The following is a 26,934-nucleotide window of genomic DNA, read 5'->3' on the forward strand; positions in this document are numbered from 1 at the left end:
AAGATCAAAAAGGATTTATAAAGAGAAAAGCTGTATGTAAAACTAAATTAATTATTACTTAAAAACCAAGCCCTTTCTCCAGAAAGGGCTTGGTTTTTAGATAGCTCATTTAGAGAGTTTTTGTACAGGTGCGAATCTGTAGACTCTTAGAAAGATAGTTATTAAGCTTAGGATTAACGATAGAATTCCCACTAATATAACGTATTGGGTACCTAATTGTGAAATAAACACTCCACCTACAGCTGTACCAACTGTGGTTCCTATATTAGCGGATGTTACAAATAATCCATTAGCAAAATCCGGAGCTTCTGGAGCTGCAGATGTAATCCAATACTGATTAATGTTATTCCCGATACCAGCGAATATTCCCCAAACTAATGTAATGATAACCATGGGTACAGTGAATTGTCCTGTTAAGAAAAGAATAATATAAACGATTCCTAATAAGAATGGGTAAGAAACAACAGGCTTGATCACATCTTTTGTCAGTAATTTTCCTGCCACAATATTTCCTATAATGTTTGATAAGCCAAATACCACTAATATTAAACTAATAATAGTAGGAGACAGCTCCGTAACCGTTTTTAGATACTCGGCAAGGTAACTATATACGCCAAATATGGCTGAATTGATTAAAACAACAGTTCCTATAGAAAGCCACGTGATTTTTTTGCGTAATACACTCACTTGTGCACCGTAAGAAAGACTTTCTTTAACAGGCATGGAAGGGAAATGTAGTAGTGTAGCCATGAATGTTAAAGCATTCACAATAGCGAAAAACAACATAGCTGTTTGAAGCGAAACGCTACTTGCTAAAAAACTTGCGATTGGCACACCCAGTACCATACCAGCAGAGACGCCCATAAGTACCTTAGCAACAGCTTTTGGAGATTCTTCCTTCTTAACCGTGTTAGCAGCTATCGTAAACGCTGCAGAAAAATAAATAGGGTGAAAGATGGCTGGGATGACACGAGCAATTAGTGCAACGGTAAAGTTTGTTGCAAATAAAGAAACAATGTTACCTACGAGAAAAATACCGAGTACAAGTAGCATAACCGTCTTTCGATTTATTTTTGAAAATAATAGCGGCATCGTTGGCCCGCACAGTGCAACAGTAAGTGCAAAGGCACTCACTAGCCAGCCAGCCTTGGAAACACTGATATCAAAGTGTTCAGCAATGGCAGGTAGTATTCCGATTACTCCCATCTCGGTATTAATGATTCCAAAAACTCCTACGGTCAATATTAAGATAAGCAATTTATTTCGTTTAATCAAAAGAAAACTCCTCTCATTATCTATGTGTAATATAGTATCAGTGTTGATACATATTCTTTTTCAAACATGACATCTGATCAAAGCGTGAATCTATTCAGCGTTAACCTCTAGATAGCGGAAATAAGAATTTATAAGCATTAAGAAGTTGTAAAAAGAAAGAGTCCAATTTCTCAGCCTTAAGGTTGAGAAATTGGACTTTTTTATCGTGCCTTTTAATTATTACCAAGGTTGGCTTGTCGGTCCAATTGTGAACTCATTTACGTTCGTATCTTCCGGCTGATCAATCGCAAATACAACAACATTGGCAACACGATCTGGTGAAATACCATATTGTTCGTACAACGCAGTCATACCTTCAGAGCTATTTTTATCCGTAATGGTATCCAACAATTCCGTGTTGATTGCGGCTGGATAAATCGTTGCGGTGCGGATATTCGTACCTTCTTGGGCAGATTCCATACGCAAAACTTCCATCAAATCACGAACAGCCCACTTTGTTGCACCATAAACTGCTCCGCCTGGATAAGCTTTAAGACCTGCTACTGATGAAGTAGTAATAATATGTCCAGATTTTTGCGATGTAAATGTTGGTAACACTGCTGCAATACCATTCAATACACCTTTAATATTAACGTCGACCATACTGTTCCATTCATCCGTTTTTAATTCTGAAAGTGGTGAATTAGGCATTAATCCAGCATTCAAGAAGATTACATCGACACCACCGAAAGTGTCTTTAGCTAGTTGAACAAGATGCTTGCTATCCTCTGGATCAACAACATCTGTGACGCGATACGCAACTTGACCGCCATTCGATTTGATTTCTTCAGCTAATGTTACTAAACGCTCTTCACGTCTCGCACCAAGTACAACTTTTGCACCTTTCTCAGCTAACAGCTTAGCTGTAGCTTCACCAATACCTGAACTTGCGCCTGTAATTACAACTACTTTGTTTTCAATTGTCATTTCGTTTTTTCATCCTTTCAAACATTATTAATGTCGTTTTAGTAAATCTTCCTCTTTGAAGTAACCACTACTTCAAATTCTCGGTAAAGAATGTCTCCAGCTTATCGAATGGAATAAGGTTCGTTTTATCGTATAAGTCAACGTGTCCTGCATTTGGAACAACGTATAGTTCTTTAGGTTCTGCTGCCATTTCATACGCATCTTCACTAAAATAACGTGAGTGAGCCTGCTCTCCTATAATGAATAAAATCGGTCTTGGCGAAATCGATTTAATATACGTCATAAGAGGGAAGTTCATAAATGACATGCTGCTTGTCATAGTAAATTGCGTAATTGAATTTGGATGATATCCGCGAGGTGTAGAATAAAAATCACCAAACTCACGACCGATAGGATCTGTATTGTCGTCAAATCCAATTGGTGCTCCTCTTGGGGTCAGCACTGGTTGGCCGCCTTCAAACTCCGCATAACGTTGTTCAGCAATTGCATCAAGCATCTCGTTACGCTCTTTTTCAGTTAATGTATCGTTGAAACCTTGAGATTGCGCACGAGAGATATCGTACATGCTAACCGTAGCTACAGCCTTGATTCGTCTGTCAACCTGCGCTGCACTAATTGCAAAACCGCCGCTTCCACACATACCGATAGCACCAATTTGATTTCTATCTACGAATGGACGTGTACCTACATAATCAACAGCTGCACTAAAATCTTCTACGAACAACTCCGGTGAAGAAAGGTGTCTAGGCTCTCCGCCACTATATCCGTTATACGATGGATCAAATGTTAGAGCGACAAATCCACGCTCTGCCATGTTTTGAGCATAAATACCAGCACCTTGTTCTTTAACGCCACCATAAGGCGAACCGATAATAACGGCTGCATGCTTTTTTGAATCATCAAAGTCTTTTGGTAAGTAAAGATCTGCTGCAATGTTAATTCCAAATCTGTTCGTGTATGAAACAGACTTTCTGATTACATTCTCGCTTAGTTCAAAAATATAGTTCCCTGTCGATGCCATAGTTTACAACCCTCTTCCTTTATTTTTTTGTTTCATCTAGAATGAACACCTTTGTTCATACCATCTGTCTATGAGATTGTTTATTCAGCTACTATCATATTTATCTATACGGGTTATGGTATATAATTTGTGTATACCAGGTCTACAATCTGCTTGGAGCTTAGAGCTTAGAAAGTACGAATAAAGGGTCTCATCCCAAAATAAGTAGTATATTCAGTTGATAAAAGGTGACTAGTAGTGCTCTTTCAGCTGTAGCCCCATATGCGTACTAATGAATCCAAAAACCCTTTAAAATAATTTGCTGGTTGAGCCGAAGAAAACATTTTTCGTCTTTTATGCAACTTTTCTAGTCACTAAACAAAAAATACAATTGATGCTTTAACAACATCTGTCTATAATTTATAATACAAATATACGCAAAACAAGGGATGAAAATCGTTGATTTCATTGGATTTGTTGCTTAGACAACAAATGAATAAAAATTGTCGACTATCTTGAGAAAGAAAGGGGATTCACAATATGGTGAAAGTAGATAGAAGAATAGCTAGAACCCAAGAAGCGATTAAAAAAGCGTTCCTTGAGTTAATGTCAGAAAAAAATTTCGATAGTATTACAATTCAAGACATTGCTGATCGAGCAAATATCAATCGGGCAACTGTTTATCTTCATTATTTAGATAAATTTGATCTGTTAGATAAGGTTATGGAAGAGCATATTACAAACATGAGTGATTTTTGTGAATCAGAAGCTGAAATGGATTGGATTGAATCAACTGTACACTGCATGGAATATCTTGAAAGCAACTATTTGTTTTTTTCAACGATGTTAGCAAGTGAAGGCGCTCGGTATTTCCGCAGTCGGTTTGTTCAACATAATATCGAAGAGTTTAAAAAAGATGTTGATATAACAAAAGGAAAAAACTTAGGTCAAAATGAAGAGATAGTGGTTGAATTTGTTGCTAATGCGTACGTCGGCGTAGTGGAGTGGTGGCTCAAAAATGAGATGCCATATTCACCAAGAGAAATGGCAGAAAAAGTAGGGGAGCTTTTAGAAAGAAACTTATAAGCTTAGGTTTAGTTGAACAAAAGCTTTAAAAGAATAAAATTATCCATCTCCTATTCTTAATTATAGTATCTTTTTTGTTTTAATTTGGTAATAAAGGGTAAATGTTCTAAGAATCACCTAAAAATAGGAGGAGATCAAATGAGAAAAGCGAAACAAGCTGTTGTAGCTTCTGCTGTAGGTTTAGCTGTGTTAGCGACGCCATTAGCTCTACCGAATTTAGGAGGTTCTGCAGGCTCCGCAGAAGCTGCAGAAGTTGGAGGAGACGTAACAGTTGATCCCGTAGCCATAGGACAAGCGATTGCAGATGCGGCTAAAACAGCCGACAATCGAAGTGGGTTCGTTAAGGGAGCAATGGAAAAAGCATTCTTTGAATCAGGTCAACAATATAATGTAATGGTTATGAATTTGAGCCAAGGGTATAATTCAGATCAATTACAAGGTGTTCAATATTTTGATACCGTAGATTATGATGGTATTACGTATGGTGTCTGGGTATTTGAAGAAGGAACATTTATTAATGAAGGCGATGGAGGTTATGATAACTGGGCTTTCAGAGGATGGTTTGAACGAACAGGAGATGACGAAAAAACAGTCGATTTTCATAGACCTTAATTAAAAATAGAGATAAAGATAACAAGAGATTCCCATTAGGGAAGAGCGTATGAAGAGCCTTTACCGTCATGGTAAAGGCTCTTCTCATTTAATAAGTTTTCGTTTTAATTAAAGAAGAGGTGGAGTTAGTATAGTTTCATGGACACCACTTAATTAAGTCCTTACATTATAAAAAACAAGGCATCATTAAAAAGAAGTAAAATATAGTTAAGGAGTTTATTTAAAGCGTTAAGATTTTTTTAATTCTTCTTCCTGCTGACTTATATAAGCATTGCCCCACTTCTCTAAAGATTTTAGTATTGGAATAAAACTTTCTCCAAGATCTGTTAAATAATATAAAACCCTTTTAGGGTTATCGTTTGTTTCTTCCCTTTCAATCAATCCGTTTTTTTCCATATCCCTAAGCTGCAGTGTAAGGATGCGCTGGGTAATACCCGGTATTTCACGGCGCATTGCATTATAATACATGGGTGATTTTGATAACAAAGATAAAATAATACCTTTCCATTTACCACCCATAATATGCATCGTTAACTCAATTGGACAAGCATGTTTTACAGTTAACGTACAAGGACCGTATTGATCACTTTTAAAGTCTGACATTTTCTCACCTCAATGGCTAGTAACAAAATTGTGCCTTCTTGTTACGTTTATTTTTTCTTACTAAACTTATATTGTCAAATAAAACAAAAGAAGGTGCATCAATTGGAATTTGTCCAAATCTCTAGACATATTTACAAACTTACTTACAAAACCATTGTGGGAATTCCAGTCAAAATCAATACATGGTACGTGCTAGATGGTGAGAATGTTTATATCATTGATACTGGGATGGAAGACTATGCACATATTCAGTTAAGCATAGCAAAATCTTTAGGTATCCCCAAACGTATCTTACTGACACATGGCCATTTGGATCACATTAATGGTGCCAAGTATTTAAAAGATAATTTAAATGTTCCTATTTATGCGCACGAAATTGAAACGCCGTTTATCAATGGTGAAAAGCCATATCCAAACAAGGCAGAAAAGGAAACAACAGGCGTGGAACATCAAGTTGAAAGTTTAAGTGATAACATCATTAAAACTTTACCTTTAGATGTATATTTAACACCCGGTCATACACCAGGGCATGTGATATACCACCATAAAGATGACAATGTGCTGCTAACGGGAGACTTATTCTTTTCTAATGCTGAATCCTTACATCCACCGATTCGAAAATTCACAGTTGATATGGGCGAAAATGTTAATAGTGGGCGAATTATAGATGAAATTAAACCGTCTATTATTTCTTCATCACATGGCGAAGATGTCAAATACAACTGTGATTTATATCCTATTTATAAATTTATATATGAATAAGAGGGAGAAAAATGAAAATACAATTATTTCAAATGGAGATTATAGAAGGAGAAGTTAAGCAAAACGAAAACCGCATTGAGTCCTTATTTGAAGAAAAGCTGGATATAGATACTGAGATTGTAGTGATACCTGAAATGTGGAATACAGGTTATGATTTAAAAAATGTAGCAGAAAAAGCAGATATTGATTTAAAGAGAGCTTTTCCTTTTATTCAACGTTTAGCAATCAAACATCAAGTGAATATCATTGCAGGTTCAGTTTCAAATAAAAAAAATGAAAATATTTATAATACAGCCTTTGCTGTATCAAAAACGGGTAAGCTGCTCTATCAAAAAGATAAGATACATCTCGTGCCGATGTTGGATGAACATCATTATTTAACAGGTGGAGATGAAGTCCCAGATGTCTTTGAGCTTAACGATATCAAAGCCAGTCAAATTATATGCTACGATTTACGTTTTCCAGAAATCACACGCTACCCAACGTCTCAAGGTGCAAAAGTCATATTCTACGTTGCACAATGGACTGCCAAAAATATAAACCATTGGAGAACACTACTAAGGGCAAGAGCTATAGAAAATTGTGTCTATGTCATTGCATGTAACAGTGTAGGAAATGTAAATAATAAAAATCATGTCGGCAACACATACGCGGGGCATTCAATGGTCATTGATCCAAATGGAAACATTGTAGAAGAGGGGGCAGATCAAGAAGAGATTATAACATCTGAAATCCATATACAAAAAGTTACAGAACAACAAAAATACATTCCAATATTTGAAAGCCTGAGACCGGATGTTTATAAGTATGCGGAATAGAAATTTGTATATCATATCCAGCCTAAAAACAGAAAAAATGGGTTGCAAATGCCCAAGGTCGGAAGGCATTCTAATTGTATTTTGTTCCAAAATGTACTAACAGCAAATAAAAAGTAAATCCATGAAAAAAGAAAGCAATCTCATTCACAGGTATTGAAGTAAGGTTGCTTTCTGATCTATTAACGGATTAATCCGTTAATAGATCATCATCTCAATTTTGAGTGTTATCAGAATATCTTATGAAAGTTTACTAAAAAAGAGGCAATTTCATCTGGAAATACTATATTTTTTAAAATTAACATATGTATAAAAGGTGCACTTCTTATACATTAGTTTCTCATCCACCTACTGAGAAAACGTTGATCAGTCAACAATGTATAAAAAGCTGCATACTCCGGAAAAAGGGCCCTTGGCAGAACCGTCCTTCATCAAGGGTTCTTTTTTATGATATTTTCTGGAAGAGTGATTATATTAACAAATTATGTATGAATTATACATACGTTTTTACAAGGATTTTAATATATAATTATGGTTAAAAAAGAATTATTTTAGGAAGAGGAAAATGTGTGAAACATAGTCGATTGTTGCTTTTATCGTTAGTTAGTAGTTTGTTAGTTATTGTAGTGTCATTGTTCCAGTGGGATCTGGTTGATATTATAACAGAATTTTTAATGTTACCTATTTGGTTATTTGTATATGCTTTTTTTATCATAATGACTATATGGACATTGATTCATCTTTTTAAAAATAGAAAGTGGCAGCCGTTTGTTATTCAGCTCATTACTATCTCATTATGGTTTTTCTTTCCATTCAATCAAGTCAACTTAGATCTCAACTTTAAAATCCATCAAGATAAGAGAGAAGAGGTTGCAACTAAAATAGAAAATGGTGTTATTAAACCTAATGTACCTGATAGTCCATCACTTATTCAATTGCCTGAAGAGTATACTCAATTGTCTAAAGGTGGCGGCGACATCGTAGTAGAAACAAAAGGAAAGGCTAAATCAATTCTTTTCTTTACATACCGTGGGATGCTAGACAATTATTCGGGATTTGTATATAACCCAAACATAATAAACCTTCAAAAAGCGATTTTAACGGAGATTTTAAACAAATAAAAAAAGTACATAAAAACTGGTATTATGTATCTTCTTATTAAAAAGAACCTGCTGTTTTGATAGCAGGTCCTTCTTGTTACTTATTTCTTTTTTAACCTTTTAACAACTTTAAAAGCTAGGAATCCTATTAAACCAATAATTATTAAGAATAATAGCAATCCTGTTGGACTAAATGTACTCATAATACCATCCTTATGATTTCTATAATTTACAATGTTATCATATTTAAATGGTTTGCACATTTCTCCTCCAGGATTTTTCACCCCTATAGCAGAAGCCCAATTTCATTCTTTCTTCTTTTTTTAGTGACCAGGACTCTTATACTAGTTCAACCTTAGTTTTTATTTTTGGTTTGTAAATATTCTTTTTGAAACATACACATTCTTATAGCGTTATGATAGCTTCCATCAACAAAAAATTCATCTTTTAACTCGCCTTCAATAGAAAAACCAACCTTCTTATAGATATGAATTGCTTTTTCATTTTCCTTGTCTACAATTAAGTAAAGTTTATGCATATTCAATACCGAAAAGGCATAATTCATTGCTAGGTTTGTGGCAACCATGGCGTAACCATGACCTTGATACGTAGGGTCAATGATAATTTGAAACTCTGCTCTACGATGAATATAATCAATTTCGACTAATTCCACTAATCCAAGCATATCCCCGTCCTTTTCAAGTATGAAACGACGCTCACCTTGATCGTGAATATGTTTATCATATAAGTCCTGTAGCTCTACAAAAGCTTCATAAGGCTCTTCAAACCAATAAGACATAATGTTTGCATCATTATTGAGTTCATGGACAAATTTTAAATCTTCTCTTTCCAAAGGACGTAACTTAAGTTCCTTATTCATTTCTCAAACCTCCACATTCTAGCATTACTTTAGCACTTTCCGTTTTAAATGTAAAAATTGCTGTAGTATTAAAAAATAATAAGACATAGTGCGATTATTTACATCCTTATTAAAAGAACTATAGTACAATTTAAAAATCTTGCAAGTGAAATTCATTAACTTTAAGGAGTATCTTATGAAAAAAGCAGTTGGTATTCTTCTTATTTTACTGTGTTGTATAAACCAAAGGGTTGAGGCAGCTAATCAACCTTCAGCAGCTCCTATAATACATCATGAAATTTATGTTTCTCCTACAGGGGATGACAAAAACCTAGGTACTAAAAGCAAACCTTTTAGAACATTAAGAAAAGCAAGTGAAATAGCTCAGCCCGGAACTACCGTTTACATCAGAGGCGGTATCTATTATGAACAATTAATTATTAGCCGTTCAGGTACTAAACAAGAGCCTATTATCTTCAGGAACTATAAAAGTGAAAAGCCCCTTATTAGTGGAGAAAAAATAAAAAGCCGTTCTACAGATGGAGGGCTAGTTAGCATAAAAAATAAGAGCTACATAACAATTCAAGGTTTGAATATAGGTCATTTTTCTACTTCTAAGAAACAAAATACACCATGTGGTATTTTAGTAGAGGGAAGTGGAAAGAACCTTCGAATTATTAATAATCATATTTTCGATATTAAGACTGCACATAAAAATGGAAACGCTCATGGAATAGCCTTTTATGGATCCAAAGCGCCGCGTTCATTACAAAACATTGAAATATCGCGAAACCTACTTGAAAACCTGACCTTAGGTTTTAGTGAAGCGCTGACTCTAAATGGGAATGTTAAAGATTTTATGGTCAATGCCAATACAATTCGAAACGTTGATAATATTGGGATTGACGTAATTGGCTTTGAAAAAGTAGCTCCTATTGAGAAATATGACCAAGCCCGTGAAGGACTTATTAGTGAAAACCATATTTACAACGTCAGCAGTTATTCAAACCCTGCTTACAAACATGAATACTCCGCTGGCGGAATCTACGTAGACGGAGGAAAAGATGTTATTATCGAGCATAACGTTTCAAGTCATAACGATATAGGAATAGAAATTGCAAGTGAACACTATGGTAAACAAACTAGCAATGTTCAAGTTATACGGAATATGATTTATAAGAATCGGTTTACAGGAATTTCAATTGGAGGCTATGATAAAAAACGTGGAGGAACGATAAATACTCTTATTGAACATAATATTTTATATGGAAATGATACGATGAACATGGATGGTGGTCAATTACTGATGCAATATCATGCAAATCATAACACTATCAACAATAATGTTATGGTTTCAGTAAAATCTAATTTGCTTCTGGCCAATCTTCATTACTCAAATAAATATAATCAACTTAATCATAATGTGTATCTAAATAAAAGTAGAGATACAGCAAATCGATGGATATGGAAGGGGCAAGAAATAGAAAGTCCTACTATCCTATCCCCTAGGCTTTTTTAATAAGAATTTCTTTTCAGAAGATATTCTTTATTGAGTTGCTTGCTGGGATTCTATTTGAGGCTGGAAAATTATTCACTGCACTATCTGCTGGTTATACTTTTTATTTCATTGATTATAAATAATTAACTTGTTTATAATCGGTCTATTAATGATTTTTTATATTTATCATAGGAAATAAAGAGAAAGAGGCGTTCGTTGTAAATATACCAATGGATTGCAAGAAGATTTACGCTGTTTCTCTATATGAGTTGCGCTTATTTAGGTGCAAATCAATAGCCTTGACATAAAAACACTCCAATCATTAGAGTTTTTTTATCTAATAATTGGGGTGCAGTTCAAGCCGTGGGAAAGGTGTTTTATGCTTTTATTGGTTTTCTTTTTCGCTATCATTATCGTTGTTAGTATTATTACTATATTTGAAATCAATAATTCTTTTTCTAATTTCTTCTCTAATTTCAGGGTTTTCTTTTAAGAAAATCTTAGCATTTTCTCGTCCTTGTCCTAAACGTTCTTCATTGTAAGCAAACCAAGATCCAGACTTTTTAACAATATCTACTTCTGAACCGATATCTAAGATTTCCCCTTCTTTTGAGATACCTTCTCCATACATAATATCTACTTCAGCAATGCGGAAAGGAGGTGCCATTTTATTTTTGACTACTTTAATTCTTGTTTTATTACCAACTATGTCATTTCCTAGTTTAAGTTGTTCAGCGCGGCGAACCTCAAGACGAACGGAAGAATAGAATTTTAGTGCTCTTCCACCTGGCGTTGTTTCCGGATTTCCAAACATAACGCCTACTTTCTCCCTGATTTGGTTGATGAAGATAGCGATGGTTTTAGACTTATTGATTGCTCCAGATAGTTTACGAAGAGCTTGAGACATTAAACGAGCTTGTAGACCTACGTGAGAATCTCCCATTTCTCCTTCAATTTCTTTTTGTGGAACTAATGCTGCTACTGAGTCAACAACAATAATATCTACAGCACCACTTCTAACTAATGCTTCAGCAATTTCAAGCGCCTGTTCACCAGTATCTGGTTGAGATAACAGTAACTCATCAATATCTACACCTAGTTTTCTTGCATAAACTGGATCAAGCGCGTGTTCAGCATCAATAAAGGCAGCTCGACCTCCATTTTTTTGTACTTCTGCAATTGCGTGTAAGGAAACGGTTGTTTTACCTGAACTTTCGGGTCCGTAAACTTCCATAATTCTTCCTTTGGGATAACCATTAATTCCAAGAGCTATATCTAAAGCTAATGAGCCTGAGCTAGATGCCTCAACTTTTGTATGTGTGCCTTCTCCCATTTTAATAATTGATCCTGTACCGAATTGTTTTTCAATTTGTTTTAGAGCCATATCTAGTGCTGCTTTTTTATCATTCATAATTTGAAACCTCCGATTGTTATTACATTTACAATAAACGACAATGTATTTCGATAAATAATAAGAATTGGCTCAAATGTTTTTGCTTCATGCGAAGACATTTTGTGTTTAACTGTCTTGGTTTGTGCTGTTATCCCTTTATTCCGCTCTAAACCCTTATTATCGAACATTTGTTCTTGAGGTGTAATCATACAATAAACGCATCTAGTTGTAAAGGCAAAAGTTTTCTACAAACTAGCTAAAAGAATATCTTATATTTATAAAAAGTAAGTTTATACTTTTACTTTTATATAAGTTAAATTAAATAAGTAACAATAAGTGACGTTTTTTATATCAATGAACTATTTTTACAATTTACATTTAGTGACGACAAACGATGTATTTGTCGTCAGTAAGAGTATATATAAAATACTTTAGCAATTACTTATCAAATGATAGAAATTAGGGGAAAGGTAGGTTTTTATATAAGTAGAATCGATTACAATCTGCATCTTTAAATTTGTATGTATATGAATCTACAAATCTGGTTAGACTGATAACGTAATATTCCTAGTTACTATAAAACAGATTTTGGGAAGAAATAAAGCAGTCTACACAAATAGACTGCTTCTTGATTAATTATTTACCAGTTTCAACAAAACGTTGAATACGTTCAGCGATTTCATCACGGACACGCTGGAAAAACGCCCATTTTTCTTCTTCTGTTCCTTCAGCTTTTGCTGGATCATCAAATCCCCAGTGTTCACGTTTAACATGGGGAGGCGTTACTGGGCAGTGATCTGCTGCATGGCCACATAATGTAACTACCAAATCCGCATTATTTAAAATTTCAGGGTCAATGACATCAGATGTTTGGTTTGAGATATCAACGCCAGCTTCTTTCATTGCTCTTACGGCGTTAGGATTTAATCCATGAGCTTCTAACCCTGCACTGCGTACATCCCATTCATCATTACTTAGATATTTTTTTGCCCATCCTTCAGCCATTTGACTGCGGCAAGAGTTACCTGTACATAAGAAATAAAGTGTTTTTTTAGACATGTGTAAAATCTCCTTTATAATGTGTTATGAAATAATTGATAACCAAATATATAAACCAACAAGCGTAATAAACAATGTTGGGATGGCTAAGATAATACCTGTTTTAAAATAAGTTCCCCAAGAAATTTTAACTCCTTTTGTCGAGAGAACGTGCAGCCATAAGAGCGTTGCTAGGGAGCCAATAGGTGTAATCTTTGGCCCTAAATCCGAACCAATGACATTTGCATAAATCAAGGCTTCTTTAATCGTACCTGTTGCAGAAGTTGCATCAATAGCCAAGGCATCAATCATCACGGTGGGCATATTGTTCATAATCGATGAAAGTATGGCTGCAATGAATCCCATACCAATGGTTGCCGCAAACAATCCATGGTCAGCCGTTGCTTGGATTAGGCTTGCTAATACTTCAGTTAGCCCTACATTACGTAATCCATAGACAACAACATACATACCAATCGAAAAGAAAACAATCGCCCACGGAGCTCCTGCCAACACTTTTTTAGTGTGAACAGCCGGACTCTTTCTTGCTATTCCTAAGAATAAAATCGCAATAATACCTGCGATAATAGAAACAGGAACATCGAAAAACTCACCAATAAAGTAACCAAGAACTAAAATGAATAAAACGATTCCTGATAAACGGAACATTTTCTTATCTTTAATGGCCTCAACCGGTTTCTGTAAATCATCTAGATTGTATTTCTTAGGGATGCTTTTACGAAAGTACAAATACAAAACAGCAATACTTGCCAAAAGTGAAAATAAATCTGGCACAATCATGCGTGATGCAAATTCAGAAAAACGAATACCAAAGAAATCAGCTGATACAATGTTGACCAAGTTACTTACCACAAGAGGTAACGATGTTGTATCCGCAATGAATCCACTGGCGATAATAAAAGGAAAGACCATTTTATCTTCAAATTTAAGTGCTCGCACCATGGCAAGTACGATAGGTGTTAGAATTAAGGCTGCCCCATCATTAGCGAACAGTGCGGCTACTACAGCTCCAAGGAGGGATACATATACAAACATGCGAACGCCATTACCTCCTGCAGCTCGTGCCATATGTAAAGCTGCCCACTCAAAAAATCCAATTTCATCTAAAATTAAGGAAATAATAATAACTGCAATAAACGTCAACGTTGCATTCCATACAATTTGAGTTACATTTAGCACGTCATGGAAATCAACCACACCTGCTAAAAGAGCTAAAACTGCGCCTCCACACGCTGACCAACCAATAGACAAGTTCTTTGGCTGCCAAATGACAAAAATCAATGTCACTAAGAAGATGAGGGAGGCTACTATAACTGATATCACTTTACAAACCTCCTACTATTAGCAACAACTAATGCGTAATCCTTGCTTTTCTAGTTCTTTTAATCGTTCATCTTCGCTTGGTAAAGATTCAAGTATATTCAGGACAAACTGATAATAGCTGTTTTCTTTATTTAACGAATAGAAGATCCAATGTCCTTTTCGTCTTTCACTTACAAGTTCGATATCTCTTAATTTACGTAAATGTTGGCTAATAGCCGGTTGACTTGCTTTATAAATTTCAACTAGCTCACAAACACAGCACTCGTTATTTTGGAGCAGTTTCATCATAGATAATCTTGTCTTATCGCCAAGCAGTTTCAGTATCTGTGCTGCTTTCTCCATTTCTATTTGCACTTTTACATCCAATCTAACTCACCTCCTTGTTTCCGAATATAATTATATAAGTATTTTATTATACATTCAATAAAAATATACACTGCCATTAATCAAAAAAAATTGATTAATGTCTTGATTTATCTAAATTTCCCAGATATGATGAATACATCAAAAAAAATTGATTTATAAAAGTGAGGGTGAAAGCAGTGAGAGTCAACAACTCTGGAAACTTATCTGTTACGTACTTTCGAGCCTATTTTCATTTAGTTATGAACACTCAAGGGATGAACCATAAGGAAGCACAAAGCCTAATCTTTCAGCGTTTTTTTCATCAAGATCCTATGCTAAGAGGGGAAACTACATATAGTAACTTTAAAAAAGCTGCCGAAAGCTTTGAACTTTAAATCAAAAAAAATTGATGAAGGGGAATGACAATGGAAACAGTTAAGGAAGAAAAGCACCCATTTAAACAGTACGAACAAAAATTTAAAGCTCTTGCTGATCAAAAGAGATTAGAAATTATGTATGAGCTCTGTCAGCGAGGACAGACATGCGTATGTGATCTAACTGAATTCTTTGGGATGTCTCAATCTAAACTTTCCTACCATTTAAAGATTTTATTAGAAGCAAGCCTCATCACAAAAGAAACAAAAGGGACATGGAGTTATTATGATTTAAATGATAAAGAGGTGAACCATCTCTTATCAGAAGAACTTTGCTGCTTGTTTAGAAAAGATGCAAGTAAAAGCGCTCATGCTCTTAATTTAATACATTCAAAATAATATTGTTTATCATACAAAGGAGGAAGTGTAAATGAAATATGTTCACGTAGGAATTAATGTAACGAATCTAGAGGTGTCCATTGATTTTTATCAAAAGGTATTTGGCGTTCATCCTGTGAAAACGAAAGTAGATTATGCTAAATTCTTATTAGATGTGCCAGGATTAAATTTCACTTTAAATGTACGGGACGAAGTAAAAGGTAATCAAGTGAATCATTTCGGCTTCCAAGTAGAAACTCCCCAAGAAATCTATTCCCATAAATCACGATTAGAAAAAGAAGGCTTCTTTGCCCGTCAAGAAATGGATACAACTTGCTGCTACGCTGTGCAAGATAAGTTTTGGGTAACAGATCCTGACGGGAACGAGTGGGAATTCTTTTATACGAAATCTGATAGTGAGGTTCATAAGGGTGAGGATAGCGTTGGGCCAAATGAAAAGCTACCTGTAAATAATGCTTGTTGTTGATTCTCCATTTAAAAATACAGATCTTATTAGAGAAGATTACAAATTTGATTCTTGAACAAACTGTCCAAGATGCTCCAACGCGTCAACCTATATGATAGATAATTCTTGTAGTAGAAAAACTCTCTACGGAAATAGGGAGTTTTTTTACTTTTGAAGTGAATGTCATCTACAACTTTGGTTAACATAAAACCGATTTTAGATAACCAAAAGGAATATAAAATTAATAAGTCATTGTCTATTTGCTAAATAAAGACTCGTATGTTGTAACAACCTATTGTAAATCAATCAACTTTTTTATTAATTAAAAGGTGTAAGATTACATGTGATGAAAATAAAACCCTCGCCACAAACATAGATGTGACAAGGGTTTTATTTTTTAGCCGATTAAATTTTTTAAATGATATATTAGATCACACTGTGGCATATAAAACATCATTAGCTTTCATAATCACTTTTAAGAAGTAATTCTTTGGGAATTTCTGTACCACGTGAGCCTCGAATATCTGTTTCCTTCATTTCTGTTGGGTAGAACACGATGAAGTTCTCAAGATTCATTGAAGCTAGCTTTTTAGGTAATGTTTCTAATTCCGGGTGCCATGCCACAGTACCTTTTCTAGCACTTAATAAAATCACAAGATCAGTTGACTTAATATCATTCAAACCATTTTTGTAAACGGAATTCCAGCAATCAATGGATTGGAACTCGACTTCGACATTAGGGTGTACCTGTTCCGAAGCTTTTCTATAAGCTTCTAAGTCATCACGAATGACAAGGCCTTGAATTGTCGCATTGAGTTGGGATACAATACCTTTAATAATTGCAATTGAATCTTCAAATCCTGGCTTGTGTACGATATTATTTGGCAGAACAAGAATCACTCGTTCTATCGTATTCAACGGATGCTTAATTGTTGTAATGAGTGAGCGTTGATAGGTATGTTCAAGGAAATTATCAATAACTCTACCGAAGACCTTTTGGCTTCCTTTCACTGAACCATCCCATCCCACGATAATTGTTGTGATTCGTTCTTCTGTAGCAGCACGTTCAATACCCCATCCAATATTATGATCTACGCGTGTCAATAACCTAACGGGAACATCTGCTCCTGATGCATACGTGAGAGCGTGTCCAAGCATTTTTTCAGCTTGTGCTACTTCATGATCTGCTTGCTTTAAATCCTTTTGAATAACTGTTAGGGGATAAATCGGTTCTTCTGTCTTTTTCGCCTTCTTAAGAACAAATCCTAAATCAAGTAAAGATTCCATTGTGTCTGAATTCGTAATGGTTATTAATATACGTTCTGGAAGTGTATCATCCAGTGATTCTTTATCTTGTGCAACAGCTAGTTTTCTTCCATGTTTTTCACACAAGTAAGGGCCAAGAATACACGTAACTAAAATAACAATAATTACAGCATTGATGATCTGTTGGTCAAATAATCCAAATTCATATCCAACCAGTGTGATGGCTAGTGTTGCTGCTGCATGAGTAGTGGAAAGACCAAATATAACGTTACGTTCAGTCTTGGAATAACCATATACTTTACTGGTAACCCAACTGGCAAGTAGTTTGCTTCCAATTGCTACAATGGTAATTAATGCGATGGTTAACAATGTTTTGGGACTGGATATAAGAACGCCAAGATCCATCAACATACCTACAGATAACAAGAAAAATGGAATAAATAAGGCATTTGCCGTAAAACGAATTCGATTCATTAACGGACCATGGTCATAAATGTACCGATTTAAAGCCAGACCAGCCAAGAATGCGCCGATAATTGGTTCTAATCCAACAAATAAAGAGATTGCTCCTGCAACAAATAAAATGGCTAGAACAAAATTAAATTCTGTTGTTCCTTCATTATTAGAACGTTTAAAGAACCACTTTGTCAGGTAAGGAGTTAAGAATAGAACAACTACCGCAAAAAGAGCCGTTGCAACAATCAAGTATACAAAAAATCCAACTGTTAAATGACCTTCAGACGCCCCCGTTATGACGGCAAGAAAAAGTAATGCCAAGCTATCGGTTAATAATGTACCGCCAACTGCTGTGGTGACAGCTTGGTTTTTCGCCACGCCTAGCCGGCTAATGGCAGGATATCCTAAAAGGGTATGGGTAGAGAAAATACTACCGAATAGAATGGCTGAAAGCATGCTGAGATGAAGCCATAACCCTATGAGTACTCCAAGAACTAATGGAATTAAAAACGAGAGCATTCCAAACAAAATGCTGCGATTTCGGTATTTTTTGAAACCATCAAGATCCAACTCAAGCCCTGCTATGAACATGATAAACAGCAATCCAACTGTTCCAAGCAATTGAATAGTCGAATCTCGTTCTAATATTTCTAGCCCATTTGGTCCAACGATAATACCTGCAATAATGGGACCAATAATAGCAGGTATTCTTAATTTCCCCATGAGTATAGGGAACAATAAAAAAATTAATACAGCAAAACCAAATATAAGAACTGGTTCCTTAAGAGGGAAGTGCATAGATATTTCGACCTCACTTTCTACTTCCTCACTTTATCATGAGCTTTTTCAGAAACACCAATAGTACTATATATAATTTAAAAGTTCTAGTCTTAAAACTTATTTTATAAACATTTCTTTTTCTCCTTAACTTCTCCTAGAAGTATAATTTTATTTATAAAATTCAATGTCTTGAGCAAACTATTTGGGACGCTGGGAAGTGTCTATTTGGAAATCTTCATTCTGTTTTCGAGTTGACGACATGCATTCATTGCAAAAAAAGCCACTGATATAGGACAGTTGCTTTTTTCTTCTTAAAATGTAAATACTATATATTTTTAGTTAACATAAAACACGATATAGGAACCAAAAAAGCCATGAATATGTAGATTCTTGGCCATACTTTTAATAACTTCACCCATTGTAAAAGGGGGAAATAAAAAAGTTATGATCTGTCATAATGTATTGATGTAATTGCTGCAGAGTAGTATCCAAAGTACAAGATAAAGAATCAGCAGCATATGCACAAACTGAAACCATACCTTCCTCCTTAACAAAATTATCGGCAGTTGATTCAAATTCTTCTAGTAAAAGAACATCTGGTTTCTCTGAAGCCCATTCTACGTGAGCCCATGTTTTTATCATTGTATTTTTCATTTTCAACATAGACAAATCTTCTTGAAAATGAGTAAGAATAGTTTTGGTGTGAAAATCACCATTTGCCAAGTAATAATCAAAATTATTAACTAAAGGAAGTAATAAAGAAAGATAAGATGTCAATAGATACTGTATTTGAAGTAGGCGGAATTATTGATCCTCTTCTCGATCATGCAGCTTATTCCTTTAGTTTAAGTTATGTGCATTTCTATCAATTAACTCTTGAACGTGCGCAAAGTACATTTCTTGAATTATCGGTTCCTGTGGTACCTTTAGCCAAAGAAACCGCTGTGTTACCTCTTATTGGAAATATAGATACGGAAAGAGCCAATTATCTAATGGAAGAAACGTTGAAATCAGCAAACAGACTGCAGCTTCAACGTTTAATAGTAGATTTGTCGGGTGTTTATATTATAGATACCATGGTAGCAGATCAAATTTTTAAAGTGATAGACTCTTTAAGATTTCTCGGTGTAGAAACAATTTTGACAGGAATTCGTCCGGAAGTTGCACAGACCATTGTAAGTATAGGTATTGATTTTAGTAGCTTGACTATAAAATCAAGTTTACAAAAGGCGATAGAAGATCTACTTATTCGTGTCAAAAACAATAAATAGAGAAAGCAAGAGATAAAATGACTAACTAAACGTATTCATGAATAAGAAGATGAGGAAGTGACAATTATTGAAAGGGATTATAGGCGTTGCTAGATACTTAAATGATAACGCAGAAATGTTAGCAAATGAAATTGTTCAAAAAATTTCTCAAAGCCCTAACTTTGAGGCTCTAAAGGAGGAACTTGAACAAGCAATTATCGTCTATACTGAATTTATTAGGTTTTTAGGAAAAAGTCTCCATAGCAGTGAAAACAACGTACCTGAAGGACTTGTTGAATGGAGTAAGACCAATGGTAAGCGTACAGCATCTCAAGGGGAGAGAGTCTCTATTATTATTACACGCTATCCTCCTACGCGCCTAGTCTTCATCGATTACCTTACTAAAATAAGTATAGAGCATGGACTTTCTTCAGAAGAATTTGTATTTATTAATAAACGATTTAACTATTTGCTCGATATAAGTATTAATGAAACGATTGTAGTATTTGAACAAGTGAAAGATAAAATTATTCAAAAGGCGCAACAAGAAGTATTGAAATTATCTGTTCCTGTGGTCCCCATTCAAGATAAAACCGCTGTTCTCCCACTAATTGGCTCTATTGATTCAGAAAGAGCTGAATATATCTTAGAGAATGTTATCTTGAAAATTATTGAAATGAAGGTAGAGTATCTAATTGTTGATTTTTCAGGTATTTTAAATATAGACAGTATAGCTGAACGTTACCTCTTTGATATTTACAGTGTTCTTCGCTTACAAGGTATTGAGGTAGTGATGACAGGTATACGACCTGAACTTGCCCAAACAGTTGTTAGAAATGGCATTGATTTCTCCTCTATTAAAACTTATGCAACCGTTAAACAAGCAATAGCAACTCAAGAAAGCTAGGGGATTAAAGTTCCTAGCTTTCTTGAGTTAAGTTGATTTAAGATATATATCATATAAGAGATTAGTTACCATAATGTAAATTATCAGAGATCATGTGTCAATATGTGTCGAAGGGGTAATGTAAAAGATATAACATCAGGAGGGGAGGAGATGCTCGATAACTATGAACGTTTCCTATTGTATAGGGAAATTAAATGTTTAATTGCGGATTATGATAAGTGTAGGCATCTACCTACTAAGAACGAGTTATACAATCAGATAGTATTTTAAAAAAAAGTACTTAAATATGGATATGAAAAGAGAATATCTAGATAGTAGAAGTTATATATTTGTCGAGAAAAACAATTGATCTTTAAATAATGCTCTCAAATCATGATCAAATACAAGTCCTTGCATTAGTTTTGATTTCGCTAAGCAAAGAGTTTTAAAATTAATAACTTCATGTAGATCCAATGACTCATGATCGGCTAATTTTTGAATATCCATTTCTGATTACCCTCCTTTTTACGTAAATACAATGTTATTGTTCCGAATATAGGAGGAAACATTCTATAATGTTTTTTATAGGTGAATTATATTAAGCAGTTGTAATATCTATATAATTCGGAAAATTCATTTATTTGTGATAGCTGAGGCTGACCGCTGCGATGGCCTTTTTTCTTGTTAGCTAACTGTTAGTTGAACAAGAACTCTTTTGATTTAAATTTGGTATGGCAGAAGGTTAGGCTAAAAAGTATCAAGGGGAATAGTGGGAGGTAAAAAGTGCTGAACTTGAAGCTCATGCTTTAAATCCTAATGCCGTAAAAACAATGAAAGAAGTAGGAATCGATATCTCAAACCAAACATCTGATGTAATAAATCCTGAAATTCTTAATAATGCTGCTTTAGTTGTGACACTATGCGAACACGCAGTAGAGCTTTGATCTGTAACTCCTCTACATGTGAAACGAGTTCACTGGGGCTTTCATGACCCGTCAAAAGCAGAAGGAACAGATGAAGAAAAATGGCATTCATAATTCGATGCTTTTATGTAACGCTCCATAGAAGGATTAACCACATAAATATCTTTCCTTTTAAGAATGTCAAAAAGACGACTCCCTGTTTTGATCCCTTCCTTCTTTAATAAAGGCGTGGCAGCCCCATGGGTAAGTATTGTTAGACTAATCAATATAGTGAAGCTTATAATAAGAAAAGTATAATTTGTAAAGCGATTACAATAATCATTAGAAATGAATAATCGTTTTCAAATTAATCTTCAAGCACTGTAAAGAACGTAAAGTAAGGGATTTCATCATATAGAATCCATATTATATTTTTTTAACTAACTAGGGGCGAAACAAATGAAGGATTCCAGATATATTTCACAACCAGGCTTTACTGATACTGGGATGATTTTTAAGTTTGTACAAAAAAGTAACGAGTTTATTCATACTTTTGCCGAGGGAGAATTACTGTATAGATTGGGGTTTAATCGAGAGGATGTCGTCGGAAAGACGCTTCATGATTTTTATTGGGATGATATTGACACTGCCGATTTACTAAACGGTTATTACAAAAAAGCATGGGAAGGACAGTACATTGAATATGAAGGTGAATTTAGAGGTATCTATTATGTAATTTATTTAAGACCTTTATTTTATAAGGATAAAGTAGCTGAAGTAGTCGGAACTTGTGTGGACATTACTAACAAAAAGATTATGGAAGAGGACATTCTTCAAAAAGAACAAGAACGAAAATTAATGAATTCCTATGCATTCCAGCGTAGTTTGATTGATCGGTTAGAAAGTGGAATTGCAGTAACAGATTGTAATAAAAAAATAAGGCTCTTAAATAAGAAATTTTATGAGCTTTTCCAGTTGAAGGGGGAAATTGATTGCCATATTGGGATGCATGCGCCGGATTTACATTATCTTTTTGATAAGGAAATCAATAAAAATAAGATCAAAAATACAGAAAAACGAACGAGAACTACGAAAGAAATTAAAATAGATACAGGTATGACACTACGCTACAATTGTTTTCCTTTTAATGGGGAAAATGATTTTGTAGGCTACTTGTGGGAGTTTGAGGATATTACAGAACGAAAAAAAATGGAAAGAGTCATTATTCAGGAAAAAGAAGAAGCTGAAAAAGTGAACATGGCCAAATCAAGTTTTTTGTCTAAGATGAGTCATGAACTGCGTACGCCGCTGAATGGAATTCTGGGTTTTGCTCAGCTATTGGAGATGGATGAATCTTTAAATGAAGAACAGCGTGATTTTGTACAGGAGATTTTAAATGGAGGAAGCCATTTATTAAGTTTAATTAATGATATTTTAGACGTGTCAAGAATAGAAACAGGAAATTTAAAAATTTCTATAGAGGAAGTTCATCTTCTAACTGTCATTAAGGAATGTATCAATATTGTACAACCATTGGCTAAGAAGAAGAATATCAGCATTTATAGTCAACTGGATCAATGGGAAAGTATGATAGTTCTTGCTGATCCTATACGTCTTAAACAAATATTGCTGAACCTACTTGATAATGCTATTAAATACAATCAAGAAAATGGAAAAGTCATCGTTTTCTGTCGTTTACAAGAGAATAAGCAGTACATTCATATCGTAGATACAGGTGTGGGTTTTTCTATAGAAGAATATACTAAAGTGTTTGTTCCATTTTATCGAATTGAAAGTACAAAAGAAGAAGGTACAGGCATTGGATTGTCTTTAGTTAAACAGCTCGTGCATCTAATGGGGGGGGAGATTAATGTAACAAGCAATAAAGGAACAGGAAGTGAGTTTTGCTTTAGCCTTCCTCTTCCAAATGATTTAAAGACTGTCATACAATGGGGGGAACAAACTGAATTTCCTTCAACAAATAATAGTAAGGAAGATAACTATCGTTTGCTATATATTGAAGATAACGAATCCAACTTGCACTTAGTAAGTAACATCATTAAATCGCAGCCTTCCTATACGCTCTTATCAGCCCGCACAGGAAAAGAAGGAATAGAAATTGTAGCAAACGAAAAAATAGATTTGGTTCTTCTTGATATTAACCTCCCGGATATTAGCGGATATGAAGTATTTGAAATTTTAAAAGCAGGCAAAGAAACGAAAGATATTGCTGTCATCGCTGTAAGTGCAAATGCAATGCCACAGGATATTCAATATACATTGGATAAAGGATTTGATAACTATTTAACAAAGCCCATTCATGTACAAGAGTTTTTGACAATCCTAAGTGAAACGCTAAACAATACAATTAATCAAAATATTCCAGATCATAAAATTTTAAGTACAGGACCACATGGAGAGGAAGCTGTCTCAGCAAAAACACTTCGGTTATCTTTGGAAGAGCTAAAAAAGATTAAGAAAAAGAAATATAAGGCTGCTATTGCCATGCATTATACTGGAAGTGATTGGTCAAGGTCTCAATTGGAAGGAATGCAAACTACTTTTGAGAAAATGGGCATTGAGGTAGTAGCTGTGACAAATGCAGAATTTAAATGGAAAAAGCAAGTAGCCGACATTGAAAGCATTTTAGCCCAAAATCCGGATATCCTGGTGAGCATTCCAGTTGATCCAGAATTGACTGCAAGCGTATATCAAAAAGCGGCCCAAGCTGGTGTGAAGCTGGTGTTTATGGACAATACACCGAATGGTTTGCAGTATGGGAAGGATTATGTAAGTATTGTTTCTGCTGACAATTATGGAAATGGCATTGAATCGGCCAATATCATGGCTGAGAAATTAGGTGGAAAAGGTAAGGTTGGGATTATCTATCATGATGCTGATTTTTTTGCAACCAAACAAAGAACGGAAGCATTTGAAAAAACTATAAAGGAAAAGTACCCTGACATTCAAATTGTCGATCGCAGGGGGATTACTGATTCGAATGATGGAGAAAAAGTGGCATCCGCTATGATTGCTGAACATCGGGATTTAAATGGTATTTTTGTTGTATGGGATGTACCGGCTGAAGGAGCTTTGAGGGCAACTCGTACTGCAAGAAAAAGCAATTTAGTCATTACGACAATGGATTTGGGTATGAATGTCGCCTTGGAAATTGCACAGGATGGACCTATTAAAGGACTAGGTGCCCAGCTACCATACCAGCAAGGAGTCGCCGAAGCGATTCTAGCAGGGTATGCCTTACTTGGAAAGCAAGCACCACCTTATGTAGCCGTTCCGTCTCTAAAAGTAATGAAAGAAAATATAATTGATGCTTGGCAGCTCGTTTATCATGAGGATGCTCCAGATATTATTCAAAGTGTTGCGAAATCAAGAAACGCTAGGGAAAAGGGGGAACAACAAGATGAAAGTATTGATCGCAGACGATGATGCTACCTCAAGAAAATTGTTAAGGTACTTTATTGGCAGTTTATCCAAATATAAAATTGTCGGAGAGGCCGCCAACGGTGAAGAATTGATACACTATGTTACGAAGGAAAAGCCGGATCTTGCTTTAGTAGATATCGGAATGCCTTTATTGAATGGAATGGAAGCGGTTAAAGCATGCAAAGAACTTTTCCCGCCTTTACAAGTTATTTTTATTACTGGCCATGATGATTATGCGCTTGAGGCATTTAACGTAAAGGCAGTGGACTATATTTTAAAGCCAATTGATAGAAATCGTTTATATGGTGCTTTAGAGAGGGTCTTACAAGCGTCTACTTCACCAGTTGATAAAGAACATTCATTTAAAAAGGATTTAATGATTAAACAGCAGAAAAATATAATTTTTATTCCTTTAGAAGAAATTATCTTTATTGAAAGACTTGATCGGAAATCTGTCATTCATACTAAAAATGGTAAATTCGAGACAAATGAAGCTTTAACTAGCTTAGAAGGTGCCGTTGATTCTAGGTTTATGGTATCTCATAGATCTTATATTATAAATGTGGAACTTTTAACAAGAATCGAAGCAACGGGTCAGATGTATAAAGCCTATTTTAAAGATTATAAGGAAAACGCAAGGATTTCCAAGCATAAAGTAGACAATTTGCAAAGGTACAAATTATTATAAAACATCGAGCTCAGCAATAAGTGCTGAGTTTTTTTAATTTGTTGTTTTTTTGTTTATATGGATAAAAACGACGCTTAAAAGGAAATTTAAAGAGTTTGAATCTCAGAAAACATTGTCTGAATCCAATTAGACAATATTTTTGTATGCGATTACAATTCTATTATAGAGAAAGAACAAGAAAAGAGAGTCGTAAAATGGTGCGAATAATAGATGTAGCAAAAAGGGCAAATGTTTCAACTGCTACAGTGTCAAGAGTACTAAGTAAACCTAACACTGTAACGGAAGAAACGACTGAGAAAGTATTACAAGTAATTAAAGAATTAAACTATCAGCCAAATGCATTAGCTCGCCAGTTAAGAACATTAGAAACCAACACCATTCTAGTCATTGTACCTGATATAACAAATCCTTTTTTTTCTAAGGTACTAAGAGGAATTGAGTCTGTAGCCGTAATAAACGGATATCAAGTTCTGCTTGGGGATACGGGCAATGATTTGGAAAGAGAAAATGGGTATTTAAACATACTTCTCCAAAAAAAAGCTGATGGAATGGTTTTACTAACGGCAAGAATGAAATCGAAGAACATTGAGGAAATGGCTCTCAAATATCCTGTAGTTTTGGCATGTGAATATATAGAAGGTTCAGCCATCCCCACCGTTTCTATTAATAATATCAGTGGGGCTCAAAAAGCAACAGAATATTTGGTTAAGCTGGGACATAAAAGAATAGGATTTATATCAGGTCCTCTAGGTGGAGTGATAGGACAGGATCGATTAAAAGGATTTTATCAGACAATGGCCCGATATAACCTTACAATTGAATCCGTTCTAGTGCAGGAGGGTAATTTCTCTTATGAAAGCGGTTTTAATATAATGAACCAATTTTTAGCTCTTAATCATCCTCCGACAGCCGTGTTTGCAGCCAATGATGAGATGGCATTTGGAGCTATAAATGCTATTTCTTTAAAAGGATTAAGTGTTCCTCATGATATTTCCGTAGTAGGATTTGATGATATAAAATTTTCATCTATTTTCAAACCGGCTCTTACAACCATCTCGCAGCCAGCTTTTGAGATAGGCACGATGGCAATGAAATTACTTATAAAGTTGATGAATAAGGAAGAAATTGAAAGACATCAATATCTGATGGAAGATCAACTTATCATACGTGATTCATGCTCAACACATACTTCATAAGGGAATAAGAGTTCTTTTGAAAATGTATACGGTAATTTAAATCTTCTTGTTTTTTTAAAATTAAGATGTAATCGATTACAAATGGTTAGAAAAAGAATTGTTTAATATCCGATTAAAAAGGGACTTTTAGTCTGGATTTCCGATAAGTACAA

At 34.8% G+C, this 26,934-nt stretch carries 24 protein-coding genes and 2 pseudogenes; 14 read left to right on the top strand and 12 right to left on the bottom strand.

The features are described 5' to 3' along the window. Positions 1–105: 105 nt before the first annotated feature. The 3 genes from LIS78_RS08720 to LIS78_RS08730 all read right to left on the bottom strand — a co-directional run bounded on the left by LIS78_RS08720 (position 106) and on the right by LIS78_RS08730 (position 3,262). Positions 106–1,275, bottom strand: coding sequence for an MFS transporter (locus tag LIS78_RS08720; protein ID WP_209151357.1), 1,170 nt, complete (start codon positions 1,273–1,275; stop codon positions 106–108). Between the two features lie 219 nt (positions 1,276–1,494). Beyond that, complete coding sequence (locus LIS78_RS08725) at positions 1,495–2,241, bottom strand: SDR family oxidoreductase (protein WP_195780538.1); 747 nt, start codon at positions 2,239–2,241, stop codon at positions 1,495–1,497. Positions 2,242–2,308: 67 nt separating this feature from the next. Further along, a complete protein-coding gene (locus tag LIS78_RS08730; RefSeq protein WP_252284988.1) occupies positions 2,309–3,262 on the bottom strand; it encodes an alpha/beta hydrolase in 954 nt (317 codons plus the stop codon). Between the two features lie 519 nt (positions 3,263–3,781). Here LIS78_RS08730 and LIS78_RS08735 point away from each other — a divergent pair. Together LIS78_RS08735 and LIS78_RS08740 are read left to right on the top strand one after the other, a co-directional pair. Next, the gene (locus LIS78_RS08735) at positions 3,782–4,327 is read left to right on the top strand and encodes a TetR/AcrR family transcriptional regulator (RefSeq protein WP_195780536.1); all 546 of its coding nucleotides are present in this window, start codon (positions 3,782–3,784) and stop codon (positions 4,325–4,327) included. Between the two features lie 138 nt (positions 4,328–4,465). Next, positions 4,466–4,939 carry a stress protein gene (locus LIS78_RS08740; protein WP_098197171.1) on the top strand — a complete coding sequence of 158 codons (474 nt, stop codon included), beginning with the start codon at positions 4,466–4,468 and terminating at the stop codon, positions 4,937–4,939. Positions 4,940–5,167: 228 nt separating this feature from the next. Here the strand turns inward: LIS78_RS08740 and LIS78_RS08745 are convergent, their stop codons facing one another. Next, the gene (locus LIS78_RS08745; protein ID WP_209151359.1) at positions 5,168–5,542 is read right to left on the bottom strand and encodes a winged helix-turn-helix transcriptional regulator; all 375 of its coding nucleotides are present in this window, start codon (positions 5,540–5,542) and stop codon (positions 5,168–5,170) included. Positions 5,543–5,644: 102 nt separating this feature from the next. On the opposite strand from LIS78_RS08745, the gene LIS78_RS08750 reads away from it, so the two are divergent. The 3 genes from LIS78_RS08750 (at position 5,645) to LIS78_RS08760 (ending at position 8,240) form a co-directional block, all read left to right on the top strand. Then, positions 5,645–6,304 (top strand): MBL fold metallo-hydrolase, encoded by a 660-nt coding sequence (locus LIS78_RS08750; RefSeq protein ID WP_209151360.1) that lies wholly within the window; start codon positions 5,645–5,647, stop codon positions 6,302–6,304. 11 nt (positions 6,305–6,315) lie between these two features. Then, a complete protein-coding gene (locus LIS78_RS08755) occupies positions 6,316–7,122 on the top strand; it encodes a carbon-nitrogen family hydrolase (protein WP_209151361.1) in 807 nt (268 codons plus the stop codon). Between the two features lie 566 nt (positions 7,123–7,688). Next, positions 7,689–8,240 (top strand): hypothetical protein, encoded by a 552-nt coding sequence (locus LIS78_RS08760; protein ID WP_245210672.1) that lies wholly within the window; start codon positions 7,689–7,691, stop codon positions 8,238–8,240. Positions 8,241–8,574: 334 nt separating this feature from the next. On the opposite strand, the gene speG is transcribed toward LIS78_RS08760, so the two are convergent. Continuing rightward, entirely contained in the window at positions 8,575–9,099 is a 525-nt protein-coding gene (gene speG / locus LIS78_RS08765; RefSeq protein WP_013056444.1) for a spermidine N1-acetyltransferase, read from the bottom strand. A 175-nt stretch (positions 9,100–9,274) separates the two neighbouring features. Between speG and LIS78_RS08770 the strand changes: the two genes are divergently transcribed. Then, entirely contained in the window at positions 9,275–10,597 is a 1,323-nt protein-coding gene (locus tag LIS78_RS08770) for a right-handed parallel beta-helix repeat-containing protein (protein ID WP_209151362.1), read from the top strand. A 364-nt stretch (positions 10,598–10,961) separates the two neighbouring features. On the opposite strand, the gene recA is transcribed toward LIS78_RS08770, so the two are convergent. The 4 genes from recA to LIS78_RS08790 form a co-directional block, all read right to left on the bottom strand. Next, positions 10,962–11,987, bottom strand: a complete 1,026-nt coding sequence (gene recA, locus LIS78_RS08775; protein WP_195780531.1) for a recombinase RecA — start codon at positions 11,985–11,987, stop codon at positions 10,962–10,964. Between the two features lie 618 nt (positions 11,988–12,605). Then, complete coding sequence (gene arsC / locus LIS78_RS08780) at positions 12,606–13,028, bottom strand: arsenate reductase (thioredoxin) (protein ID WP_209151363.1); 423 nt, start codon at positions 13,026–13,028, stop codon at positions 12,606–12,608. Between the two features lie 24 nt (positions 13,029–13,052). Further along, positions 13,053–14,351: an arsenic transporter gene (locus LIS78_RS08785; protein WP_252284989.1), complete on the bottom strand. Its 1,299-nt coding sequence runs from the start codon at positions 14,349–14,351 to the stop codon at positions 13,053–13,055. An 18-nt stretch (positions 14,352–14,369) separates the two neighbouring features. Then, on the bottom strand, positions 14,370–14,717 hold the full coding sequence (locus tag LIS78_RS08790; protein ID WP_209151365.1) for an ArsR/SmtB family transcription factor: 348 nt from the start codon (positions 14,715–14,717) through the stop codon (positions 14,370–14,372). A gap of 404 nt (positions 14,718–15,121) precedes the next feature. Here LIS78_RS08790 and LIS78_RS08795 point away from each other — a divergent pair, with 404 nt between their 5' ends. Both LIS78_RS08795 and LIS78_RS08800 read left to right on the top strand, forming a co-directional pair. Next, positions 15,122–15,469, top strand: coding sequence for an ArsR/SmtB family transcription factor (locus LIS78_RS08795; protein WP_209151366.1), 348 nt, complete (start codon positions 15,122–15,124; stop codon positions 15,467–15,469). 31 nt (positions 15,470–15,500) lie between these two features. Next, positions 15,501–15,935 (top strand): ArsI/CadI family heavy metal resistance metalloenzyme, encoded by a 435-nt coding sequence (locus LIS78_RS08800; protein ID WP_209151367.1) that lies wholly within the window; start codon positions 15,501–15,503, stop codon positions 15,933–15,935. 435 nt (positions 15,936–16,370) lie between these two features. Here the strand turns inward: LIS78_RS08800 and LIS78_RS08805 are convergent, their stop codons facing one another. Beyond that, positions 16,371–18,434: a cation:proton antiporter gene (locus tag LIS78_RS08805; protein WP_209151368.1), complete on the bottom strand. Its 2,064-nt coding sequence runs from the start codon at positions 18,432–18,434 to the stop codon at positions 16,371–16,373. A gap of 393 nt (positions 18,435–18,827) precedes the next feature. After that, the gene (locus LIS78_RS08810) at positions 18,828–19,193 is read right to left on the bottom strand and encodes an MEDS domain-containing protein (protein ID WP_350495071.1); all 366 of its coding nucleotides are present in this window, start codon (positions 19,191–19,193) and stop codon (positions 18,828–18,830) included. On the opposite strand from LIS78_RS08810, the gene LIS78_RS08815 reads away from it, so the two are divergent. Together LIS78_RS08815 and LIS78_RS08820 are read left to right on the top strand one after the other, a co-directional pair. Continuing rightward, positions 19,187–19,687 (top strand): STAS domain-containing protein, encoded by a 501-nt coding sequence (locus LIS78_RS08815; RefSeq protein WP_245210674.1) that lies wholly within the window; start codon positions 19,187–19,189, stop codon positions 19,685–19,687. The two genes, LIS78_RS08810 and LIS78_RS08815, sit on opposite strands and share 7 nt — an antisense overlap. Before the next feature lie 67 nt (positions 19,688–19,754). Then, positions 19,755–20,573, top strand: a complete 819-nt coding sequence (locus LIS78_RS08820) for an STAS domain-containing protein (RefSeq protein WP_013056464.1) — start codon at positions 19,755–19,757, stop codon at positions 20,571–20,573. A gap of 351 nt (positions 20,574–20,924) precedes the next feature. On the opposite strand, the pseudogene LIS78_RS08825 reads toward LIS78_RS08820, so the two are convergent. Further along, positions 20,925–21,059: pseudogene (locus LIS78_RS08825) on the bottom strand (spore gernimation protein GerQ); the annotation flags it as partial. Positions 21,060–21,322: 263 nt separating this feature from the next. Here LIS78_RS08825 and LIS78_RS08830 point away from each other — a divergent pair. The 4 genes and pseudogenes from LIS78_RS08830 to LIS78_RS08845 all read left to right on the top strand — a co-directional run. Beyond that, positions 21,323–21,580 (top strand): annotated as a pseudogene (locus LIS78_RS08830) (low molecular weight phosphatase family protein); the annotation flags it as partial. Between the two features lie 333 nt (positions 21,581–21,913). Next, complete coding sequence (locus LIS78_RS08835; protein WP_209151369.1) at positions 21,914–24,901, top strand: substrate-binding domain-containing protein; 2,988 nt, start codon at positions 21,914–21,916, stop codon at positions 24,899–24,901. After that, on the top strand, positions 24,876–25,586 hold the full coding sequence (locus LIS78_RS08840; protein WP_209151370.1) for a LytR/AlgR family response regulator transcription factor: 711 nt from the start codon (positions 24,876–24,878) through the stop codon (positions 25,584–25,586). Before LIS78_RS08835 ends, LIS78_RS08840 begins: the two co-directional genes overlap by 26 nt. A gap of 194 nt (positions 25,587–25,780) precedes the next feature. After that, positions 25,781–26,782, top strand: a complete 1,002-nt coding sequence (locus tag LIS78_RS08845; RefSeq protein ID WP_209151371.1) for a LacI family DNA-binding transcriptional regulator — start codon at positions 25,781–25,783, stop codon at positions 26,780–26,782. Positions 26,783–26,934 lie beyond the last annotated feature (152 nt).

This window comes from Priestia megaterium, from assembly GCF_023824195.1.
Lineage (GTDB): Bacteria > Bacillota > Bacilli > Bacillales > Bacillaceae_H > Priestia > Priestia megaterium_D.

What these genes read in the sequence shown, in the direction of transcription:
- LIS78_RS08755 (WP_209151361.1), top strand. Translation starts at nt 6,316, where the DNA reads ATGAAAATACAATTATTTCAAATGGAGATTATAGAAGGAGAAGTTAAG.
- LIS78_RS08725 (WP_195780538.1), bottom strand. Translation starts at nt 2,241, where the DNA reads ATGACAATTGAAAACAAAGTAGTTGTAATTACAGGCGCAAGTTCAGGT.
- recA (WP_195780531.1), bottom strand. Translation starts at nt 11,987, where the DNA reads ATGAATGATAAAAAAGCAGCACTAGATATGGCTCTAAAACAAATTGAA.
- LIS78_RS08735 (WP_195780536.1), top strand. Translation starts at nt 3,782, where the DNA reads ATGGTGAAAGTAGATAGAAGAATAGCTAGAACCCAAGAAGCGATTAAA.
- LIS78_RS08840 (WP_209151370.1), top strand. Translation starts at nt 24,876, where the DNA reads ATGAAAGTATTGATCGCAGACGATGATGCTACCTCAAGAAAATTGTTA.
- LIS78_RS08730 (WP_252284988.1), bottom strand. Translation starts at nt 3,262, where the DNA reads ATGGCATCGACAGGGAACTATATTTTTGAACTAAGCGAGAATGTAATC.
- speG (WP_013056444.1), bottom strand. Translation starts at nt 9,099, where the DNA reads ATGAATAAGGAACTTAAGTTACGTCCTTTGGAAAGAGAAGATTTAAAA.
- LIS78_RS08770 (WP_209151362.1), top strand. Translation starts at nt 9,275, where the DNA reads ATGAAAAAAGCAGTTGGTATTCTTCTTATTTTACTGTGTTGTATAAAC.
- LIS78_RS08845 (WP_209151371.1), top strand. Translation starts at nt 25,781, where the DNA reads ATGGTGCGAATAATAGATGTAGCAAAAAGGGCAAATGTTTCAACTGCT.
- LIS78_RS08795 (WP_209151366.1), top strand. Translation starts at nt 15,122, where the DNA reads ATGGAAACAGTTAAGGAAGAAAAGCACCCATTTAAACAGTACGAACAA.
- LIS78_RS08815 (WP_245210674.1), top strand. Translation starts at nt 19,187, where the DNA reads ATGTCAATAGATACTGTATTTGAAGTAGGCGGAATTATTGATCCTCTT.
- LIS78_RS08740 (WP_098197171.1), top strand. Translation starts at nt 4,466, where the DNA reads ATGAGAAAAGCGAAACAAGCTGTTGTAGCTTCTGCTGTAGGTTTAGCT.
- arsC (WP_209151363.1), bottom strand. Translation starts at nt 13,028, where the DNA reads ATGTCTAAAAAAACACTTTATTTCTTATGTACAGGTAACTCTTGCCGC.
- LIS78_RS08805 (WP_209151368.1), bottom strand. Translation starts at nt 18,434, where the DNA reads ATGCACTTCCCTCTTAAGGAACCAGTTCTTATATTTGGTTTTGCTGTA.
- LIS78_RS08745 (WP_209151359.1), bottom strand. Translation starts at nt 5,542, where the DNA reads ATGTCAGACTTTAAAAGTGATCAATACGGTCCTTGTACGTTAACTGTA.
- LIS78_RS08835 (WP_209151369.1), top strand. Translation starts at nt 21,914, where the DNA reads ATGAAGGATTCCAGATATATTTCACAACCAGGCTTTACTGATACTGGG.
- LIS78_RS08800 (WP_209151367.1), top strand. Translation starts at nt 15,501, where the DNA reads ATGAAATATGTTCACGTAGGAATTAATGTAACGAATCTAGAGGTGTCC.